This window comes from Streptosporangium sp. CA-115845, assembly GCF_050943795.1.
GTDB lineage: Bacteria > Actinomycetota > Actinomycetes > Streptosporangiales > Streptosporangiaceae > Streptosporangium.
The window spans coordinates 2,895,575-2,915,572 of sequence record NZ_CP191988.1; the positions used below are offsets into that span (position 1 = coordinate 2,895,575).

Genomic DNA, 19,998 nt, shown 5'->3' on the forward strand with positions numbered 1-19,998 from the left:
TAGGGCAATACTCACCATCGTTCGCAGGCTGTAAGAAATCATCGGTGGTCATATCTCCACATTCAAGTTCACCGGAAGAACGGCTTCGACCGTGGTACCTCCCTCGGGCGGTGCCGTGATCATGCATGTCCCGCCGAGTTCGGCGGCCCGCTCGCGCATCGAGGCCAGCCCGATCCCCGCACGACGCTCCGCGGGGATGCCGATCCCGTCGTCGTGCACCCGGATGCCCAAGGAGTCCGCACCGCGTTCCAGCGACAGTCGCACCGTCGTGGCACCGGCGTGCTTGCGGGCGTTGGTCAGTGCCTCCTGCGCGATCCGGTACGCGGCCACCTCGGTGGCGGCAGGCAGCCCCGGCAGCTCGCCCCTGACCTCCACGGTGACGCCGGGGCCCGCCATCTCCGCCAGCGCGCCGGCCAGGCCCAGCTCGTCGAGGGTGGGCGGTCGCAGGCCGTACACCAGGTGCCTGATGTCGCTGGTGACGCCGTCCATGCCGGATCGCAGCTCGCTGAGCATCCGCTCGGCCGTCTCGGGGGAGACGCGCAGGGAGTGCCTGGCCGCGTTGATGGACATCGCCATCCCGCTGAGTGACTGGCCGAGGCCGTCGTGCAGGTCACGGCGGAGGCGGCGGCGTTCCTCCTCTCGGGTGGTGACGATCCGCTCCCGGGAACGCCGCAGCGCGCCGACCAGCCGGACCGCGTGGGCCGCGTCCGCCACGTACGGCGTGAGCGCGGCGATGACCCGCTCGTTGTGCGTGGCCGGCAGGCGCCTGGCCCCCGGCGGGCCGATGAGCAGGCGGCCGACGGGTTCGCCGTGCCACACCAGCCGGATGTCGCGCGCCACCTCCTCCAGTGTCCCCGCAGTCGCCTCCTCGGGCCAGCCGCCGGAAAAGCGCACGCCCGTACCGGTGACGGCCAGACCGTCGCGCAGCACCTCCAAGGCGGCGGTCAGCCCGCCCGCCGGATCGGTGTGCTGCAGCCTGCGCCCGAGTTCGGCGGCCAGCGTCACCGGGTCGCCCTTGCTGCCGTAGAGCAGGCGGTCGGCGCCGCGCTGGAGCACCCGCCGTATCGGGTGGAAGAACGCCCCCGCGCAGAGCGCGGCGACCAGGCCGCCGATCCGGTCCACGTCCGACAGGAACAGGCTGGAGGCGGTGCCCACCGCCACGTACACCCCGCCGATCACGCCGACCAGGCCCGCGCCGACCAGAGCCCTGGTGATCAGCGTGTCGATCCCGTAGAGGCGGTACCGCAGTACCGAGAAGGTGATCGCGAGCGGGACCAGCGGGATCGTGAACGACGCCAGCCACCACACCGGGTTGCCGAGCACCCAGGGGACGACGACCGTGGCGATCGCGACCAGCGGCCACAGGATCTGCCTGCGCTCTTCGGCGTCCGCCCGCCGAAACCGCATGGCCAGCGAGGCGAAGGCCAGGAGGATCACCGCGTTGGTGAGCATGTCCAGGGAGAACCTGAGGGGGTAGGTGTCCCCTCTCCCCGGCAAGGACATGAAGTCCGTGACGAGTACGTCGACCGCCAGGACGGCGACCGAGGCCCAGATCAGTGGCCGCCAGCGCGGGGAGGGCAGCCTTCCGTCCGGGTAGAGCAGCGGCAGCAGCACGACCAGGAACAGGATGGTCAGTCTCCAGTTCACCCCCGCGAGCGTCCAGGTGGCCTCGGGCGGAACCGTCCACTCCCGTGCCATGCCCAGGAGGGTGAGGTTCATGGTGAGACTGTTCAGCGCGGAGAACAGCCCGCCCAGGCAGAGCAGCCAGCCGATGACCAGCCGGGGCCGCTGGAACACCAGCAGCGCTCCGAGGATGGGAAACGCGGTGCCGGCCACGTCCTCCGGCGCGAACGGCAGCGGCGTGTAGCGGGGCTGTGGGAGCAACGCCGTGACCCAGATGTTCACACACACCATCGCGCCGGACGCGCTGGTGATCAGCACCGCCGCGACCCGCCCCCGGACAGGCGTCACCCTTTGGATCAACAGGTTCAGCCCGCGCATGGTGGTTCAGGCCCTTCATCTGGTACTTGGAAGGACCTTAACCGGCTTGAAGCGCAATCCAATCAATAAGCGATCAAAGCAGGGTGTATCTCGTACGGAGCCCCAGAGTCGGCCCGATCGCCGGCGGGGCTTGGGGCAGGACACCGCTCCCACCCGGGCGGACTCGCCCGGATGGGAGCGGGCCGGTCACGGCACGTCGTACCGGCTGGACTCCAGGAGCCATTCCAACTGTGCTCTCGGCGCCGCGAGGAACGCGCACGCGACCTTGCTGACCTCCCTGGCCTGGCCGATCGACAGCTCGAACCGGTCGAACAGCGCCGGCAGCCGGCGCGCGGAGATCCGCAGGTCCTCGGCGCGGGCGGCGATCCGATCGTTCACCCAGGTGACGGCGGCGCCGTCGGAGAGCCCGAACGCGGTCGCGGCGACCGTCACGTAGTTGTGCACGTCGCCGTTGGCCCGCTCCTTGTGGTGCGAGGCGACGTCGTTGCACCACGCGGTGACGTCGTTGCAGGCGTCCACCAGCGTCCGCCAGGTCGTGCTCTCGCGCAGCCCCGCGGGCACCTCCACTCCCAGGCAGGGCTCCACCAGGTCGAACAGGTAGGGGCCCGCGGTGCCCCGCCGCAGCCGCGGATACTCCGCGGGGGAGGGCACCCGGCCCGCGCACCGGTTCTCGGCCTCGGTGCGGCATGCCTCGCCCTGCGCCGCCAGCCCCGCCAGGAACCGGTGCCGCCACCGGGTGCTCATCCGCCCCGCGGTGATCTCCCAGAGGCCGGCGAAGGCGGTCTCGACGGGCGAGGAGGCGTGGACGGGAGCGCGCGCGACGAGGTCGAGTCTGGCGAAGGTGGCCTCCACGATCTCGGCCGCGCGCCCGGCGGGCTTCTCATCCCACTCGTCGTCGAAATGGAACAGCCAGGTCAGCCATTTGGCGAACAACAGCGCCGCCTCCACGCCGAACCCGGCGAAGGCCCGGCCCGCCATCCGCTCGAACCCGGCGCGCGGGGGAGCCTCCAGCCCGGCCTCGCGGGCCCAGCCGGCGAGCTCGGCGCCGATCAGGTCGACCGAGGGATGCATCCGGCACGGTGCCGACATCGCCGGTACGAGCTCGGCGAGGGGGAGCAGCGAAGCCGCGGCCACCCCGCCCGGATATCCCGCGCTCTCGGGGGGCGGGGCGGCGAAGGGACGCGCGACGGGTGAGAGGGGGGTGTGCAGGGAGTGTGGCAAGGGCTGTGAGTGGGGTCGGGGAAAGGTCAGGGGATCGCCGAACGTTGGGGTGAGAGCCACTACAGCGGACCGAACAGCCAGTTGCCGGCCACGTCCGGATCGGTGCCCGTGTAGAACTGCCGGGTCGCCTCGACCAGCTCGCCCACGGACACCGCGCCGTCGCCGTCGCCGTCGAGCCGCTCGAAGGCGGCCGTCACGTCCTCGCGGGAGGTGCCGAACGCGGCCATCATGACCCAGAACTCGTCCGGCCCGACGGCGCCGTCGCCGTCGGTGTCGCACAGCCAGGCCACCGCCTCGGCCGCGGGTCCGAAGACCGCGTCGAACCGGTCGCCCTCGACGAACGCGGAGGTCATGCCGGCGCGGAACTCCTCCGGGGAGATCGCACGGTCGCCGTCGGTGTCGATCTCCGCGGCCAGCGTCCGCCAGATCCCCTCGAAGCCCTGGATGAGCCTGCTGCCGGCCGGGGAGGTCGGCGACTCGCCGAAGCCGACGAGGATCCGGGCTTCGAGGCCGAGAAGGTCCTCGCGCTCGATCGATCCGCTGCCGTCGGCGTCCATGTGCTCGAAGGCACGGTCAAGCTTGCGATTGAGGAGCCTGGTGCTCATCGTTTACTCCGTCGTCACTTGATGAACTCGAACTGTTACCCTAAGTGACGATAGCGGGGTGTTTCCAGGAGCCACTCCAGATAAGCCCTCGGGATGGTCAAGAAAGCACATGCCACCCGTGTCACCTCCCGGGAGGCGGCGAAGCCGAGATCGTGCCGCTCGGTGAGCGCCGGGATCGCGCGGGCCGCCGTCCACAGCTCCTCCATCCGGGTGGCCACGCGGTCGATCACCCGCTCCTCCGTCATCCGGTCGGAGCGTTCCAGGAAGGCGCCTCTCGCGCCGTCGTGTTCGGCCGCCGCCTCCGCGCACCAGGTGGTCACGTCGCCGCTCGCCTCGACGAGCGTCCGCCAGCGCGGGCTCCGCCGTACCGGGGCGGGCACCTCCACCCCGTAGCAGGGCTCCACCAGGTCCAGCAGCCGGCGGCCGAAGGTGTTCGCGTGCTCGCCGGCCGGATGCGCGCCGGTGGCCAGTCCGGCGGTGAAGCGCTCGCGCCAGGCGTCACTCATCCGGGGGGCGCACGCTCCCCAGAGATCGGCGAAGGCCCGCGTCAGCGGTGCCGTGCCCGGCTCGCCGCCCGCGGCCACGGCGAGGACCGGGGTGAGCGCCGCGGGTTCCTCGCGCAGGCGCGCCTCCCAGGTCAGCCAGCGGGCGAGCAGCGTGACCGCGCGGGTTTCGCAGCGGGCGAACGCCCGCCCGGCCAGCCAGGAGGCGGTGGGATCGGGGGTCAGCCCGGCCGTGTGGGCCCAGTCGGACGCGGCGGCCTCGACCAGGTGTATCGACGGGTGGACGGGGCAGGGCATCGTCAATGCCGCGAGGCGTTCGGTGAGCCTGACCGGCGACGAGACCGCGTACGGTGATTCGGGAACTTCAGCGCGCATCATCGTTTCCCCCCCGGATCGAACTTCCAGCGGCTCCGGTCGCACACTGTAAGAGGAGACGGGGTCTGTCGAGCGGAGGCGCGACGCGCATCTCACTGTTCTTCCTCGTAACGTGTGCGAAACACTTAGCGGGCAAACTGATAGACCACCAGGCGTGTCGCAGCACGTCGGCAATGAAGGAGAAGCCTTGGACCGCCAGCAGGAGTTCGTTCTCCGCACCCTTGAGGAGCGCGACATCCGGTTCATCCGGCTGTGGTTCACCGATGTGCTCGGGTTCCTGAAGTCGGTGGCCATCGCCCCGGCCGAACTTGAGGGAGCCTTCGCCGAGGGCATCGGCTTCGACGGCTCGGCGATCGAGGGCTTCGCCCGGGTCTACGAGTCGGACATGCTCGCCAAGCCCGACCCGTCGACCTTCCAGATCCTTCCGTGGCGCAGCGAGACGCCGGGGGCGGCCCGGATGTTCTGCGACATCCTCATGCCGGACGGCTCGCCTTCGCACGCGGACCCGCGCTGGGTGCTCAAGCGCACCCTGTCGAAGGCCTCCGACATGGGCTTCAGTTTCTACACCCACCCGGAGATCGAGTTCTTCCTGCTGAAGAACCGGCCGGAGGGCATCGAGCGGCCCGAGCCGATCGACGGCGGCGGCTACTTCGACCACACCCCGCACAGCTCGGGCCACGACTTCCGGCGTAACGCGATCATGATGCTGGAGTCGATGGGCATCTCCGTCGAGTACAGCCACCACGAGGGCGGTCCGGGCCAGCAGGAGATCGACCTGCGCTACGCCGACGCGCTCACCACCGCCGACAACATCATGACCTTCCGCCTGGTCATGAAGGAGGTCGCGCTGGAGCAGGGCATCTGGGCGAGCTTCATGCCCAAGCCCTTCACCGAGCATCCCGGCTCCGGCATGCACACCCACATGTCGCTCTTCGAGGGCGACCGTAACGCCTTCTACGAGCCGGGCGCCGACTACCAGCTCTCCAAGATCGGCCGCTCCTTCATAGGCGGTCTGCTGGCGCACGCCGCCGAGATCACCGCGGTCTGCAACCAGTGGGTCAACTCCTACAAGCGGCTCTGGGGCGGCGCCGAGGCGATCGCCGGAGCCGGTGGCGAGGCCCCGAGCTACATCTCCTGGGGCCACAACAACCGCTCGGCCCTGGTCCGGGTGCCGATGTACAAGCCGCACAAGGGCGGCTCGACCCGCATCGAGTTCCGCTCGCTCGACTCCGCCTGCAACCCCTACCTGGCCTTCGCCGTGATCCTGGCGGCCGGTCTGAAGGGAATCGAGGAGGGGTACGAGATGCCCCCCGGAGCCGAGGACGACGTCTGGGCGCTGACCCCGGCCGAGCGCAGGGCGCTGGGCATCCAGCCGCTGCCCCAGTCGCTGGACGAGGCCATCGCGGTCATGGAGCGCAGCGAGCTCGTCGCCGAGACCCTCGGTGAGCATGTCTTCGACTACTTCCTGCGTAACAAGCGTGCCGAATGGAATGATTACCGCCGCCAGGTCACCGAATTCGAACTCGGCCGCTACCTGCCGGTTCTCTAGCCGCTTCCGCGTCGCCGGCACGGCGGGTGCCGAGGGCTCCCGTCGTGCCGGCAACGACCGCGCGGACCGTGCCGCGCGGCCGTTGCCGGCGGTGTGCCGACACGCCGCGGAGGCGGGTAATCCGACGCCGCCCGCCGAACGTCATACCGGTGTTACCCGCTGCTCATCGAGGCGTCATCGACCCCGAGTTGGCTGTATGTACAAGCAGTCCGGTAAAATCGGTTAGTCCGAATACCATTATTTTTGATGATTAATCGCCATAAAGGCGACAGGAGGTGCGGCATGACGACGGCTGCCGAGCTGCAGACCGTGCTGACCGTTCCGGCGCGTTTCCGCGGCCCCGAGGGCTCCGCGAACGGCGGATGGATCGCGGGCACGGTCTCCGAGGCGTTGCACGGCGCCCGGCACGACTCGGCCGTCGAGGTCACGCTCCACGCGCCCACGCCACTGGATACCGAGCTGTCCCTGCGCCACCTCGCCAACACCGCGACCCTCACCGACGGTGAGAGGCTCCTCGTCGAGGCCATCACGGTCACCGAAGAGTTCGACGTACCGGCCTTCGTGCCCTTCAACGAGGCGGCGCGGGCCGAGGGCGGCTTCGCCGGTCTCGTCGGACACGCCTGCCCCGGCTGCTTCGCGTGCGGTCTGCGCGATCCCGGCGACGGCCTGCGGATCTTCCCCGGCCCGGTGTCCGGCACCGGCCTGATCGCCGCCGGCTGGCGGGTCCCGATGACCGTCACCGACGAGGACGGCGCCGTCCCCGACGCGATCGTCTGGGCCGCCCTCGACTGCCCCACCGGCTGGACGCACTTCCAGCCGGGCGACTTCGCCCTGCTCGGCCGGCTGACCGCGCGGCTGCACCGCCGGATCTATCCCGGCGGCACCTACTCCGTCGTCGCCCGCGCCAGTGGCCGCGAGGGCCGCAAGCTCTTTGGGGAGAGCGCCATCTACGAGGTCGACGGCACCCTGGTCGCCGCCGCCAAGGCCGTCTGGATCGTGCCCGCCTAGGTCCTGCCCCCTGGAATCCCTTGCCCGCGGCCGCCCTACGAGACCCGCCCGGCCGATCCTCGCCACGGCGGGATCGGCCGGGCGGGGCCCGGTACGGGTGCCTGCCCTGCCGTTCCCTACGGTCAACGGGTGAGATGATCGGCGATCAGCGAGGCACAGCGGTCGTCGAAGAGGATTGTGTAGTGGTTGCAGTCCTCGACCACCTCGTCCTTCAGCGAGGGCACCTGTGCGGTCCACACGGCGGCGAGCTCGTCGGGCAACATGCCGACCGGCTGGTTCAGCAGCCCCCTCGGGGCGCGCAGCAGCGACAGGGGTGAGGTGATCGCCCGCAGCGCGGCACCGATCGCCTCACCCTCGGTGAGCATCCACCGGCCGTCCTCGCGGACCGGCTCCTGCCGCGCCCGCGAGCGCACCGCGCCTTCCGGCCCCGAGGCGTCGTAGCGGACGTACTCCTCCGCCTCCTCGGTCCACGCGTCGACGAAGGCCGGGTGGGCCTTGAAGAAGTCCACGTACGCGCCGACGCTCGGGAAGGTCTGGGCCAGCCGGGCGACGGCGGGCCCGAGCGTGGCCTCGATCACCGCGTCGGGGGCCGCGCCGGGAGGCATCGGCAGCGGGAGCCCGCCGTCGACCAGCACCACCTTGGCGTAGTCGTGGCCCGCCGCGGCGAGCGCGGTGACGTAGGCGCCCATCGAGTGGCCGGTGAGCACGATGCCGGACTCCGCGTCCACGGACCGGGCGACGAGGTTCACGTCCTCGGCGTGCCTGGCCAGGCCGTACGGGCCGGGGAGCCCGGCGCTGTGGCCACGGCCGCGCAGGTCCATCGCGACCAGCGACCACTCGGCGGGCAGCCTGCGGGCGACGCCGGTCCAGGACATGAGCGAGGCGGTGATGCCGTGCACGGCCACGATCACGCGCGGCCCGGTTCCGAACCTGGCGACACGCAGCGCACCGCCGGGGACCTCGACATCACTCAGGACGGGATTCAATCGGTACTCCTTGGAACTGGAGACCTCCGCCTTCCTCCGGCGAAGGGGGGAACGCGGCCCTTCGGCAATGTATCTGGATCCGGTCAGGTCGCCGAGAGCGTGACGGCGGCGGCTCTCCGGTTTTTTGCGTCCGCCCTTGTGCCCGTTTGAGCCCATAATTGCCGTATGAGAATTACCGTCATCGAGCACGAGGCGGACGCGGGCCTCGGGTTCCTCACCGAATGGCTGTCCGGAGCCGGGGTCGCCTGCGAGATCGTCCGGCCCTACCTGGGTGAGGCCGTGCCCGAGCGGGCCGCCGACGGGCTGATCGTCCTCGGCGGCGAGGCGGCGGCCTGGGAGGACGAGCAGTACCCCTGGCTGCCCGCCACCCGAGACCTGATCCGCGGCTGTGTCGAGGCGGGCGTGCCCACCCTGGGGATCTGCCTGGGCGCCCAGCTCATGACGCTCGCCTGCGGTGGCGCCGTCGAGCGCGGAGAGCACGGGCTGGAGGTGGGCGCGACCGAGGTCGTCCCGCTGCCGGCGGCCGGGGCGGACCCGCTGTTCACCGGCCTTGCCTCCTCCCCCGCCGTCCAGTACCACCGCGACGCGATCACGCGGCTCCCCGCGGGCGCGGTGCCGCTGGCCACCGGCGACCCCTACCCCAACCAGGCCTACCGGCTGGGGGAGAACGCCTGGGCGGTGCAGTTCCACCCCGAGGCCACCCCGGAGATCTTCGCCGGCTGGACGGCCGGCTCGGCCGACCGCCTGACCGACCTGGGCCACCCGGTCGAGGAGCTCAACACGCAGGTGAAGGAGGCCAGAGAGCGGCTCGTCGCCGCTTGGAGGCCGCTCGCCGAGCGATTCGCCACCGTCGTCCAAACCGCGTGACTGAGCGATTACGTTCCGAATCCGCTAACGACGCCGCACAGTTTCAGGATTAGCCTGTGCGGCGACGCTCCGAATGCCCGAGGTGCGCGCCGAGGCCGACGCGACCGCGAGGGGCGTGCACCTTTGATCGCTCGGGGTAAGGATTGAGGAAGGGCACCCGTGCCTGTGATCGAGGACCATGGAGGGTCGGTGGAGACCGTGCCCCGGATGCAGACGACTGCCGGGCGTCTGGCCAGGCTCGGCTTCGCCGACGGGGCCAGGGCCGAGCGGCTGCTCGACGAACTGGGACCGGAGGCCTTCGGAGACATCGACCTGCTGACCTCGCTGGTCGCCGCGGCCGATCCCGACCTGGCGCTCATCTCGCTGAACCGGCTGGCCGAGCAGGATCCCAGTGTTCTTGGAGCGCTCCGGTCGGATTCCGGGCTGCGTGACCGGTTGCTCGGCGTCTTCGGCGTCAGCGCCGCGCTCGGCGACCATGTCGTCAGGCACCCGGAGCACTGGCGCCTGCTCTGCGGGGTGTCGGCGATGGAGCGCCCGGGCGAGGGGGAGCTCCGCGCGGAGCTGCTGCTCGCGGTCGGCGCCGAGCCCGACGACCCCGAGCCGAGGGCCGCCGACGCCTCCACCGCCACCCTCTCGGCGCTGCGCGTCGCCTACCGGGGCCGCCTGCTCCACCTCGCCGCGCGCGACGTCACCGGGGCCGTCTCGCTGTCGGAGGTGACCGCCGAGCTGTCCGCCCTGGCCGGGGCCGCGCTGGAGGCGGGGCTCGCCGTCGCCAGGTCGGAGCACCCGGAGGCGGGGGCGGTGCGGCTGGCCGTCATCGGCATGGGCAAGTGCGGGGCGCGCGAGCTCAACTACATCAGCGACGTCGACGTCGTCTTCGTGGCCGAGCCGAGAGAGGGGGCCGACGGCTCCCTCGACGAGCACGGGGCCATCAAGCTCGCCACCCGGCTGGCCCAGGGCATGATGCGCGCCTGTTCGACCAGTACCCCGGAAGGGGCGCTGTGGGAGGTCGACGCGGCGCTGCGCCCCGAGGGCAAGGCCGGGCCGCTGGTCCGCACCCTCGCCAGTCACCTGGCCTACTACCGGCGCTGGGCCAAGACGTGGGAGTTCCAGGCACTGCTGAAGGCACGGCCGGTCGCGGGTGACACCGAACTCGGAGAGCAGTACGTCGCCGCGGTGAACGAGATGGTCTGGCAGGCCGCCACCCGGGACAAGTTCGTCGAGGACGTGCAGGCCATGCGCCGCCGGGTGGAGGAGCACGTCCGCGGCGGCGAGGCCGAGCGCCAGCTCAAGCTGGGGCCGGGCGGGTTGCGCGACATCGAGTTCGCGGTGCAGCTGCTCCAGCTCGTTCACGGCCGGCTCGACCCGCTGCTGCGCCGCCGTGCCACGCTTCCCGCGCTCGCCGCCCTCTCCCGCGGCGGCTACGTGGGCAGGGACGACGCCAAGGCCCTCGCCGAGGCGTACACCTTCCTGCGCCAGGTCGAGCACCTCATCCAGCTGCACCGGCTCCGCCGCACGCATGTGGTGCCCGATGGCAACGCCGACCTGCGCCGCCTCGGCAGGAGTCTGGGTATGACCGCCGATCCGGTGGGAGAGTTCACCACCAGGTGGCGGCGGCACGCCATGGAGGTACGGCGCCTGCACGAGAAGCTGTTCTACCGGCCGTTGTTGCAGGCGGTGGCCCGGCTGCCCGAGTCCGAGGACCGGCTCTCCACCGCCGCGGCCAAGGCCCGCCTGGAGGCGCTCGGCTACACCGACCCGGCCGGGGCGCTACGCCACATCAGCGCGCTGACCACGGGTGTCTCCCGCCGTGCCGCGATCCAGCGCACCCTCCTTCCGGTCATGCTCGGCTGGTTCGCCGACGCCCCCGACCCCGACGCCGGTCTGCTCGGCTTCCGTCAGGTCTCCGACAAGCTCGGCTCCACCCCGTGGTACCTGCGACTGCTGCGCGACGAGACCGCGGTGGCCTCGCAGCTGGCCCGGATGCTCGGTACCAGCCGCTACGTGACGGGGCTGCTGATGAACGCACCGGAGTCGGTCGCGATGCTCGGCTCGGACACCGAGCTGGCCCCCAGGCCCGCCGAGGCGCTGCTGTCGGAGGCGCGGACCGTGGTCGCCCGCCATCCGGGGGACGCCGAGGGCGCGGTGGCCGCGGTCCGGGGGCTGCGCCGCAGGGAACTGCTCCGCACCGCCGTCGCCGACCTCTCCGGGCTCATCGACATCGAGGAGGTCGGCCAGACGCTGTCCGGGCTCAACGACGTGACGATCCAGGCCGCGCTCGACGCCGCGATCCATAAGGTCGAGATGGAACGCCGCACCCCGCTGGGCACCAGGTTCGCGGTGATCGCGATGGGGCGCCTGGGCGGGATCGAGTCCTCCTACGGCAGTGACGCCGACGTGATGTTCGTGCACTCTCCGCTGGAGGGGATGGCCGAGCGCGCGGCCACCGAGATGGCGTTCGAGGTGGCCAACGAGCTGCGCCGGCTGCTGGCCCTGCCCGCCCCCGACCCGCCGCTGCTCATCGACCCCTCCTTGCGTCCCGAGGGCAAGGCCGGGCCGCTGGTCCGCACCCTGGCCTCGTACGCGGCCTACTACGAGCGGTGGTCCTCGCCCTGGGAGTCGCAGGCGTTGCTGCGCGCCCGCTTCTCCGCCGGGGACGCCGAGCTCGGGGTCGGCCTGCTGCACCTGGCCGACCCGCTGCGCTATCCGCCCGGGGGCATCTCCGAGGCGGCGGTGCTGGAGATCCGCAGGCTCAAGGCCCGGATGGAGGCCGAACGGCTCCCGCGCGGCACCGATCCCGCCCTGCACACCAAGCTCGGCCCCGGTGGGCTGTCCGACGTGGAGTGGGTTGCCCAGCTCATCCAGCTCCGCCACGCCGGGCGCCTCCCGTCGCTGCGGACCACCCGCACCCTGGAGGCCCTGGGCGCGGCGGTCGCCGAGGGCCTGCTCGCGGAGGCCGACGAGGCGATGCTCGCCGAGGCATGGCGGTTCGCCTCCCGCATCCGCGACGCCATCGTGGTGGTCCGGGGCCGGGCCTCGGACACGATCCCGGTGGACGTCCGCGAGCGCATGCTCGTCGCCTGCGCCCTCGGCTACCCGCCCGACGGTACGGAGGACTTCGTGGACGACTACCGCCGCGTCACCCGCCGGGCCCGCCGGGTCGTGGAGCGCGTCTTCTACGAGGGCTGACCGTTCTCGGGGCCTTGCTCCGGCCACGTGAGAGGACGAGGCCCGCGCGGTGGGTAAGGATCTCCGCTCCTCGGGGCGGAGTGGACGCCTGCCACCCGACCCGGATCGTCACGAAAGCCGACCCGTTTTCGGTGATCGCGTTGCGCCGCCTGGGGCGGGCGTGTATCAACGGTCCGGGTGATCCTTTTGATATCGGTTTACATTGATCTGGCCATCGGCCTGATCCTGGCCTTCCTGCTCCTGTCGCTCCTGGTGAGCGGGATCAACGAGGCCATCGTCCGGCTGCTCGGGATCCGCAGCAAGTTCCTCTGGGCCTATCTCAGGGACACCCTGGACGGCTCACCAGAGGACGGCAGGTCGTGGATCCCGTCGAAGATAGCCGACGTCTTCGCGAAGCTGCCCTTCTCCGGTGACGATCCGCGCCCGGCGCACAGTCCCGATCCCGCGCCCGCCGTGGTCGAGCCGATACGGGTCGACTCCGCCACGGTCCTGGCCACCGAGAACGCCGAGGAGAGGGTCTCGGAGGAGATCGCCGAAGAAATCGCCCCGGAGGGCACCGCGGGAAAGACCGCCGAGGAGACCGGACCCGACGAGGCGGGCGTCGGCGGGCCCGCGGCCGAGGACCGTGCGGAGCCGCCCACGCCACCGGTCGACATGACCGCGCGGCTGTACGAACGGCTCCAGGAGATCGACCACCCCAAGGGCACCCGCACCAGCATCGCGAACATCCCGCCCGAGCGGTTCTCCGGTGCCGTGATGGAGCTGGTCGCCGCGGAGGAGGGTGGGGTCGACGCTCTGCTCGCCAAGCTGGAGGCCATCCGCAGCCCGCTCGCGGGCCATCTCAAGGGCGTCTGGGAGGGGGCCCAGCGGGACGCGCAGAAGTTCCGGAAGGGCGTCGAGGACTGGTTCAACGGGGAGATGCAGCGCCTGTCCACCCTCTACGCCCGCTACGTCAGGTGGGTGGTGTTCGCGCTGGGTCTGGTGCTGACCCTGCTGTTCAGCATGGACGCGCTGGAGTACGGCAAGACCCTGCTGCGCGACAATGCCTACCGCGCCGGGGTGGCCGCCATCGCGGGCGGCGGCGGGGAGGGGTACGCCGCGCTGAAGGACAAGTGCGCGGGAGCCGAGGCCGGCCTCGCCGAGCCCTACCGGTGCGTGACCGAGTCCCTCAGCTCCCCGGCGCTGGTCAAGATCTTCGACCACGCGATCGTGAGCATCACGATCCCGCCCGACGGCTCCGCCGATCCGTCGTTCCACTGGAACGGCGGAGCCTGGTGGGACCGGCTCATCACCCCCGGCCACTGGCCGGGCTACCTGCTCACCATGGTGGCGCTGCTGTTCGGCGCCTCGTTCTGGTGGGATGTGCTGCGCCGCCTGACCGGCGTCCGGGGCAACCGTTCCTAGCCCAGCGCGCTGTGCGAGGCGGTCATACCGATCCTGCGCCGACACGGCCTGATCCGCTCCGACCGGTCCCGGTCCCGGTCCCGGTCCCGGTCCCGGTCCCGGTCGCGGTCGCGGATCGGATAACGGGCCCGCCCAGGCCGAAACCCGCCGCCCTCGGCGGGCGGCGGGCACGGGTCACCTGCAGGGGTCAGCGCAGGGGGAAGGCACGGGTGGTGGTCTGTTCGGCCTTGTTGCCTTCGGCGTCCCAGGCCTCGGCCTTGAGGGAGACGGCGCCCTTGGTGTTGGCGAGGGCGGGGTAGGTGAGCGTGGTGGTGTAGACACCGTCGCGGATCTTGTGCACCCTGGCGTCCTGCCAGGTCCGGCCGTCGTCGGTGCTGTAGGCGAGCTTCAGCCCCGCGATGGCCGGCATCCGCTCGGTGGACGCGGAATGGGTCACGTCGATCTCGAAGGTGTGCCTGCCGCCGGCCGGCACGGTGTTGTCCAGGGCCTGGGTGTCACGCAGGTCGTAACCGACGAACACGAGCGGTTGCGGGTTGCACGGGCCGGACGAGCCGGCCAGCGGGTAGCAGGCGTGCGTGGGCGGGTCGGTGTCCTTGTCGCGGCCCCTGGAGTGGAAGGTCCAGGCGTTGACGGTGCCGGGGCCGCTCTGTTCGAGCCGGTAGACGCCTTCCTCGTTGGGCAGCGTGAACGCCGGGATCGCGCTGCCGCCGGCGCGCGGGATCTCCTTGCCGTCCCTGAACAGCTTCGCGTTGGTGTTGACACTCCCGCCCTCGGCGGCCTGTCGGCCGCTGCCGGTCACGAAGGTGTAGGCGGGCAGGAACGTGTCGCCGATGCGGCACATGGAGCACATCACTTCGTACTGGACGCCGGGGACCTCGGGGAGCACCAGACTGCCCGGGGTGGCTGGGACGGCGCCCCAGCGCCTGGTGTCCCTGCCGGGCTTCTCGATCGTCGTCTCCAGCTCCCAGCTCCCTCTGTCGGTAGCGCTGACGGTTCCCTTGCGCAGCGTGTCCGTAGCGAACCCGCTGAAGTACTCGGTCCGCCTGGCGGGCGTGGCGAAGCCGAAGGCCATCGAGAACGAGATCCGCTCCAACGGCTTGAAGCTGTGCCATGCCTCGAACTGATGGTCGAGGTCCTTCGGCGCCTGGTAGGCGGTGTCCACGGCCGCCAGCCGGCCGTTGGTGTAGCAGTAGGTGCCGTCGCCGACGAACTCGCGCTTACCGGCGCCGTAGGTGTCGGGGACATCGACCGCGCCCGCGGCCACCCAGAATTCCTGCACCAGCGGCAGGTCGCCGTGCCTGTTGACGACGTGGACGGTCAGCGGCACCTTCTTGGGCCCGCGGCGCAGGCCCACCGGGGTCGTGATGTGCGCGCCGGAGGGTCCGGTGGCCACCACGGCGCCGGTGTGGTCGCCCTTGGCCAGGCCGTCCGGGTGCAGGGTGACGGTGACGGAGGCGGTGCCGCCGGCGGGGACGGTCACCGACGGGGCGCTCGGCGTCAGCGCGTCCTTGGCCTCGCCCAGGGTGGCGCCGAGGGGCAGCGTCACCTCCGCGGCGCCGTCGTTGGCGTAGGTGACGGTCCGCTCCACGGCGCCGTCCGTGCCGACCGGGATGGCGCCGTAGTCCAGGTTCGGCGTGGTGGAGACGACCTCCTGGGAGGTGGCCCTGGCCACGTCGACCCGGTCCGCGCCCTGCTCGTAGGCGGTGTACCCGGCGTCCTTGACGGTCGACATCAGCGCCGCCTTGAGCCGCTGCCCGTTCCAGCCGGGATGCTTCTGGGCCAGGAGCGCGGCGGCGCCCGCCACGTGCGGCGTGGCCATCGAGGTGCCGTTCAGGCTGGTGTGGCGGTCGTCGACCGGGCTGCCCAGCGCGGTGCCCGCGGCACGGGCGGCGACGATGCCCACGCCCGGGGCGGCGATGTCCGGCTTGAGCGCGCCGTCACCGGCCCGCGGCCCTCGGCTGGAGAAGCCCGCGAGCTTGTCGGACTTGTCGGTGGCGGCCACCGTCAGCGCGGACGCGGCCGCGCCGGGCGTGCCGATGGTCTCCCTGCCCGGCCCGGTGTTGCCCGCGGCGATCACGAACAGCGTGCCCGTCGAGGCGCTGAGGTCCTCGACGGCCTGGGACATCGGGTCGGTGCCGGCGGTGGGCGTGCCGCCGAGGCTCATCGAGATGATCTTCGCCTTGGCCTCGGTGGCGGCCCACTCCATGCCGGCGATGATGCCGGAGAAGTTGCCCGATCCCGAGTCGCCGAGCACCTTGCCGATGACCAGCCGGGCGCCGGGGGCGACGCCCTTGCGCGAACCGCCGGAGGCCGCGCCCGAGCCCGCCACGGTGGCGGCGACGTGGGTGCCGTGGCCGTGGCCGTCGGTCACCTCCTGGCCGTCGACGAAGCTACGGCTGTCGGCGATCCTGCCGGCCAGGTCGGGGTGGGTGGCGTCGACGCCGGTGTCCAGGACGGCGACCGTGGTGCCCGAGCCGTCGAAGCCCGCCTTCCACGCCTCGGGGGCGCCGATCAGCGGCACGCTCTCGGCAAGGTCGGCCTTGACCCTGGCGTCCAGCCAGACCTTGCCGACGCCGCCGGACAGCGACGCCTTCGCCTGGGTCGTCTGCCCGCGCAGGGTGGCCCAGAAGTCGTCCGCCTCGGCCTTGTCGACCGCCAGCGCGGCGCCGTCGATGCTGGGCAGCGACCGGGTGGTGGTGCTGGCGGGCAGGGCCTGCGCGGTGCGCCCGCGGCCTCCAGCTTCAGCCCGATGAGGTACTTCAGCTCGCCGCGCACCGGTCCGGGCGGCTGGCGATCAGCGGCGCCGCGCAGCAGGCCGACGAGCTCGTCGGCGGCCAGCGCGTAGCCACCCGCCCACCCCAGCTTCGCCGCGAGCCTGCCCTCCCGCGCCGGGTCAAGAGGCGCGTCCCCGCCTTCCTCCGCCGGCTGCCGCGGCACGTGCCGCAGCACCGCCTCCAGCAGGCGCTCGGCCTCCGCGTCGTTGGCCAGCGCCACGGCCTGGTCGGCCGCTTTCTCCGCTGCGTCCACCCAGGCGTCGTGGTGACCGGCGTGGCGACGGTGGTGTGCGATCTGGCCCAGCGGCGTGGGACGCTGCCCCGCCACCGCCGTGGCCGCGCGGGCGTGCAGGTCCTGCCGCCTGGACAGTGGGATGCTCCCGTGCACCGCCTGGACGGCCAGCGCGTGCCTGAACCCCGCCGTGCCGCCCCGCTCGACGAACAAGCCGCGGTCGAGCAGCTCGTCCAGGCCCTCGTGGGCGTCCTGCTTCGGCACGCGGCAGGTGGCCACGAGCACCGGCACCGGCACGCCCATCTGCAGCACCGCCGCGGCCTCCGCCACCGCCTGCGCGTTCGCGCTCAGGCCGCGCACCCGCTCCAGCACCGAGTCGCGCACCCCGGCCGGGCACCGAGATCGTCGAGCGTCTTGCGCGCCCACCTGGCGCCGCGCTGGACCAGCGTGCCGCGGGCACGCAGCAGCGCGACAAGCTCCTGGATGGCGTACGGCAGGCCGGACGTCCGCTCGCACAGATAGGCGGCGAACTCCTCCGACACCTGCGCGGTCCCCAGGATCGAGGCCGTCAGCTCGTTCGTGTGCGCGGCGTCCAGCGGGGCCAGGACGAGGTGGGTGTGGGTCAGCTCCGGCCGTAACCGCGCGGTGAGCGCCCGCAGACCGGGACCGGCCTCCTCACCTCGGAAAGTGAGCACGAGTCCGAGTCCGGGCGGCGGGTCGGCGAGCAGGTAGCCGAGGAACTCGATCGTCTGCTCGTCGGCCCAGTGCAGGTCTTCCAGTACCAGCACGACCTGGCCGAGCGCGCCGAGCAGCTCCGTGAGCCCGCGGAACACGCGATGCCGCAGCCCGGCGGGGGCGTCCAGTGGGCTGGGCGCCGCCGGGAGGACGGCGGCGAGTTCGGGCAACAGCGGATGCAGAGCACCGGTCACCGGCGACAGACCCACCGCGGGAAACCGGCCGGCGGCGCCGCGCAGCGCTTCGACGACGGGGCCGAGCGGGAACGGCTCGCGGATCTGCGCGCACCCGCCGACGAGCGGTGGCCGGTCGCGCAGCTCGTCCTCGGCGGCCAGCTCGCCGACCAGCCGTGTCTTTCCGATGCCCGCCTCGCCCTCGATCATGACGACGGCCGGAGGACGCCGCACCGCCGCCAGCAGCCGCCGCAGCTCCATGTCCCGGCCCACGAGGATCGGCGAGATCACCCGCTCCGTGGTCACATCGGCATCGTCCATGATCGAAGCCATTGAAGCGCCTGCCGGGTGAAATGTCACGCTATGCCCCTCTAGCGCCTCGGCCCCGGCACGCTCGCACACACGCGCCGGACATGTGCCGCGCCCTGGCCGGGGATTGCCCGGGGCGAGGTTGCCGACGGCCGGGGCCATCCGCAGCGTGTGCCCGCACTCGATCTCGCGCACCTGCTCCCAGCCCAGTCCGACGGCTCGTCGAGCAGCATGATCCGGCAGAACCCGGGGGCCAGGCAGTGCCCACGGAACGTGGATGGACAGGCGGCACGCCGATGGGCGCGAGCCGACGACATCGCGGTCAGGAAAACCGGACCTGTGCCGCCCGGGGTGCTACGGCAGTACTGGATCAGATATAGCTGCTGACCTGCGATGACGTGGCATGTGCGGAAAACGGGCCTAGCGGAGCTCGGCCAGCAGCAGGTCGACCTGGGGGAGCGGGTCGGGGCCGAACGGGCGGACCACGACGGTGTGGGCACCCGCCTCCCACAGTGACCTGACCTGGTCGGCGGCCTCCTCGGCGGAACCCACCGCCATCACCACCTCGTCCGGGGCGATCTTCAGGAACTCGGCGGAACCCGCGGCCAGAGCGGTGACCGTCGCGGCGTCGTCGCCGACGTAGAGGTTGACGAAGACCACCAGCTCGTGATCGCCCCCGCCGGTCAGCGCGAGGGCCTCCTCGATCTTCCCCGAACCGACCCCGTCGGGCAGGATCGTGCCCTGCGCCAGGCGTCCCGACAGTTCCAGCGAGCGGGGCCGCAGCACCCCGGCCAGCAGCGGCGGCACGACGGCGGGGGGATGCGCCAGGCGCACCCCGTCGAGCCGTACGGCCTTGCCCTCCAGGGTGACCGTCTCGCCGCGCAGCAGCTCGCCTACCGCCGTGATCGTCTCCGCCAGCAGCGTCAGCGGCGAGGGCGCGAGTGCGCCCACCTGGCGCATCCAGTCCTGGACGCCGTGCCCGATGCCGGCCGCGAGCCGCCCCGGGTGCAGCCGGGCCAGGTTGCCCAGCTCCATGGCCAGCAGGGCGGGGTTGCGCAGCGGCGCCGGGGTGATCCCGATGCCCACCCGCAGGTGCTCGGTGACGGCGAGCGCGGTGGCCGCCGACGAGATCGCCCCGGTCCAGCCGAGATCCTCCACCACCCAGACGTCGTCCACCTCGGCCGCGTCCAGGTGGCGGCAGAAGGGGATGAGCGACTCGGGGGGAAGGTCGCGATCGAACATGACGCCCAGACGCATGTCTCTCCTACAGTTGATCTCTTTCCCGGTGCGGGAGGCCGGGGATTCCCGCTGTGCAGTTCTCGTGGCATCCCGTTTTCGGGGCGGCTCAGAGGCCCCCCGCGTAGCGGAAGTAGCCGGCGAGGTCGTCGAGGGCCGCGACGCGATCGATCCGCACCTCGGTCCCGGTCCTCCGTGCATTGATCATCTTGCCCTGGCCGACGTAGACGCCGACGTGATGAGTCCTGATCCTACGCTTGCCGATCTTGCCGTAGAAGACGAGGTCTCCCGGCCTGGCCGCGGCGGCGGGGATCCTCTTGAGCCGCTTCACGTGGTCGTCGGTGTTGCCGGGTCCCAGCACGTCGCGCCCGTAGGCGAGGTGGTAGACCCAGCGGGTGAGACCGGAGCAGTCCAGGCCGAGGGTCCGGGTGGCCGGGCAGGGCCGGATCGCCCCGGTGTAGCCCTGGCAGGTGCCGAGGGAGGGGCCCGGGTCCTCACCGTGACCGCCGCCCCAGGAGTACGGGATCCCGCCGCCCTTCCAGCCGGGTTGGTGCCATCCGGCCTCGATCGCGTACGCGATGGCGGTGATCCGGTTGAGGGCGACCGGCAGGGTCGGCACCGAGGCGCTCAGCAGCAGGAGCATTCCCAGCAGCACGGCCGCGATGGCCTGCCGCCGGTGTCCGAGAAGAACGCGAAGTCGGTGAGGGCCGGCCTCTGTCACGTCACCTCGCCTGATTTATTCGCATAAGTCACGACCAGTCTGCCCAACAACCCGGCGCCGCGCGTTACATGCCGACGGTCCTGGACCGGGCCACTCGTTGACGTCACCTG

The 19,998-nt window shown here is 71.8% G+C and carries 15 protein-coding genes; 5 read left to right on the forward strand and 10 right to left on the reverse strand.

Translation table 11 applies throughout. The features are described 5' to 3' along the window. Positions 1–48: 48 nt before the first annotated feature. The 4 genes from ACQP0P_RS15350 to ACQP0P_RS15365 form a co-directional block, all read right to left on the reverse strand. Positions 49–1,971 (reverse strand): sensor histidine kinase, encoded by a 1,923-nt coding sequence (locus tag ACQP0P_RS15350; RefSeq protein ID WP_433376688.1) that lies wholly within the window; start codon positions 1,969–1,971, stop codon positions 49–51. A gap of 216 nt (positions 1,972–2,187) precedes the next feature. After that, entirely contained in the window at positions 2,188–3,222 is a 1,035-nt protein-coding gene (locus ACQP0P_RS15355) for a terpene synthase family protein (RefSeq protein ID WP_433376691.1), read from the reverse strand. A 59-nt stretch (positions 3,223–3,281) separates the two neighbouring features. Continuing rightward, the gene (locus tag ACQP0P_RS15360; RefSeq protein WP_433376694.1) at positions 3,282–3,827 is read right to left on the reverse strand and encodes an EF-hand domain-containing protein; all 546 of its coding nucleotides are present in this window, start codon (positions 3,825–3,827) and stop codon (positions 3,282–3,284) included. Between the two features lie 35 nt (positions 3,828–3,862). Beyond that, positions 3,863–4,708 carry a terpene synthase family protein gene (locus tag ACQP0P_RS15365; protein ID WP_433376697.1) on the reverse strand — a complete coding sequence of 282 codons (846 nt, stop codon included), beginning with the start codon at positions 4,706–4,708 and terminating at the stop codon, positions 3,863–3,865. A 184-nt stretch (positions 4,709–4,892) separates the two neighbouring features. On the opposite strand from ACQP0P_RS15365, the gene glnA reads away from it, so the two are divergent. Continuing rightward, positions 4,893–6,254, forward strand: coding sequence for a type I glutamate--ammonia ligase (gene glnA / locus ACQP0P_RS15370; RefSeq protein WP_433376700.1), 1,362 nt, complete (start codon positions 4,893–4,895; stop codon positions 6,252–6,254). 282 nt (positions 6,255–6,536) lie between these two features. After that, entirely contained in the window at positions 6,537–7,262 is a 726-nt protein-coding gene (locus tag ACQP0P_RS15375) for a hypothetical protein (protein ID WP_433376703.1), read from the forward strand. Between the two features lie 122 nt (positions 7,263–7,384). Here the strand turns inward: ACQP0P_RS15375 and ACQP0P_RS15380 are convergent, their stop codons facing one another. Continuing rightward, the gene (locus ACQP0P_RS15380; protein ID WP_433376706.1) at positions 7,385–8,248 is read right to left on the reverse strand and encodes an alpha/beta hydrolase; all 864 of its coding nucleotides are present in this window, start codon (positions 8,246–8,248) and stop codon (positions 7,385–7,387) included. 165 nt (positions 8,249–8,413) lie between these two features. Here ACQP0P_RS15380 and ACQP0P_RS15385 point away from each other — a divergent pair, with 165 nt between their 5' ends. The 3 genes from ACQP0P_RS15385 to ACQP0P_RS15395 all read left to right on the forward strand — a co-directional run bounded on the left by ACQP0P_RS15385 (position 8,414) and on the right by ACQP0P_RS15395 (position 13,708). Continuing rightward, positions 8,414–9,115 carry a type 1 glutamine amidotransferase gene (locus tag ACQP0P_RS15385; RefSeq protein ID WP_433376709.1) on the forward strand — a complete coding sequence of 234 codons (702 nt, stop codon included), beginning with the start codon at positions 8,414–8,416 and terminating at the stop codon, positions 9,113–9,115. 207 nt (positions 9,116–9,322) lie between these two features. Beyond that, a complete protein-coding gene (locus ACQP0P_RS15390; RefSeq protein WP_433381890.1) occupies positions 9,323–12,304 on the forward strand; it encodes a bifunctional [glutamine synthetase] adenylyltransferase/[glutamine synthetase]-adenylyl-L-tyrosine phosphorylase in 2,982 nt (993 codons plus the stop codon). A 177-nt stretch (positions 12,305–12,481) separates the two neighbouring features. After that, a complete protein-coding gene (locus ACQP0P_RS15395; protein WP_433376712.1) occupies positions 12,482–13,708 on the forward strand; it encodes a hypothetical protein in 1,227 nt (408 codons plus the stop codon). A 187-nt stretch (positions 13,709–13,895) separates the two neighbouring features. On the opposite strand, the gene ACQP0P_RS15400 is transcribed toward ACQP0P_RS15395, so the two are convergent. The 5 genes from ACQP0P_RS15400 to ACQP0P_RS15420 form a co-directional block, all read right to left on the reverse strand. Continuing rightward, positions 13,896–16,229: a S8 family serine peptidase gene (locus ACQP0P_RS15400; protein ID WP_433376715.1), complete on the reverse strand. Its 2,334-nt coding sequence runs from the start codon at positions 16,227–16,229 to the stop codon at positions 13,896–13,898. Next, positions 16,220–17,098, reverse strand: coding sequence for a hypothetical protein (locus ACQP0P_RS15405; protein ID WP_433376718.1), 879 nt, complete (start codon positions 17,096–17,098; stop codon positions 16,220–16,222). The genes ACQP0P_RS15400 and ACQP0P_RS15405 overlap by 10 nt, the downstream gene beginning before the upstream one ends. Then, positions 17,062–17,943 (reverse strand): AAA family ATPase, encoded by an 882-nt coding sequence (locus ACQP0P_RS15410; protein WP_433376721.1) that lies wholly within the window; start codon positions 17,941–17,943, stop codon positions 17,062–17,064. The genes ACQP0P_RS15405 and ACQP0P_RS15410 overlap by 37 nt, the downstream gene beginning before the upstream one ends. 408 nt (positions 17,944–18,351) lie before the next feature. Then, a complete protein-coding gene (locus ACQP0P_RS15415) occupies positions 18,352–19,188 on the reverse strand; it encodes an LLM class flavin-dependent oxidoreductase (protein WP_433376723.1) in 837 nt (278 codons plus the stop codon). Between the two features lie 88 nt (positions 19,189–19,276). Next, positions 19,277–19,888, reverse strand: a complete 612-nt coding sequence (locus ACQP0P_RS15420) for a C40 family peptidase (RefSeq protein ID WP_433376726.1) — start codon at positions 19,886–19,888, stop codon at positions 19,277–19,279. Positions 19,889–19,998: the final 110 nt, after the last annotated feature.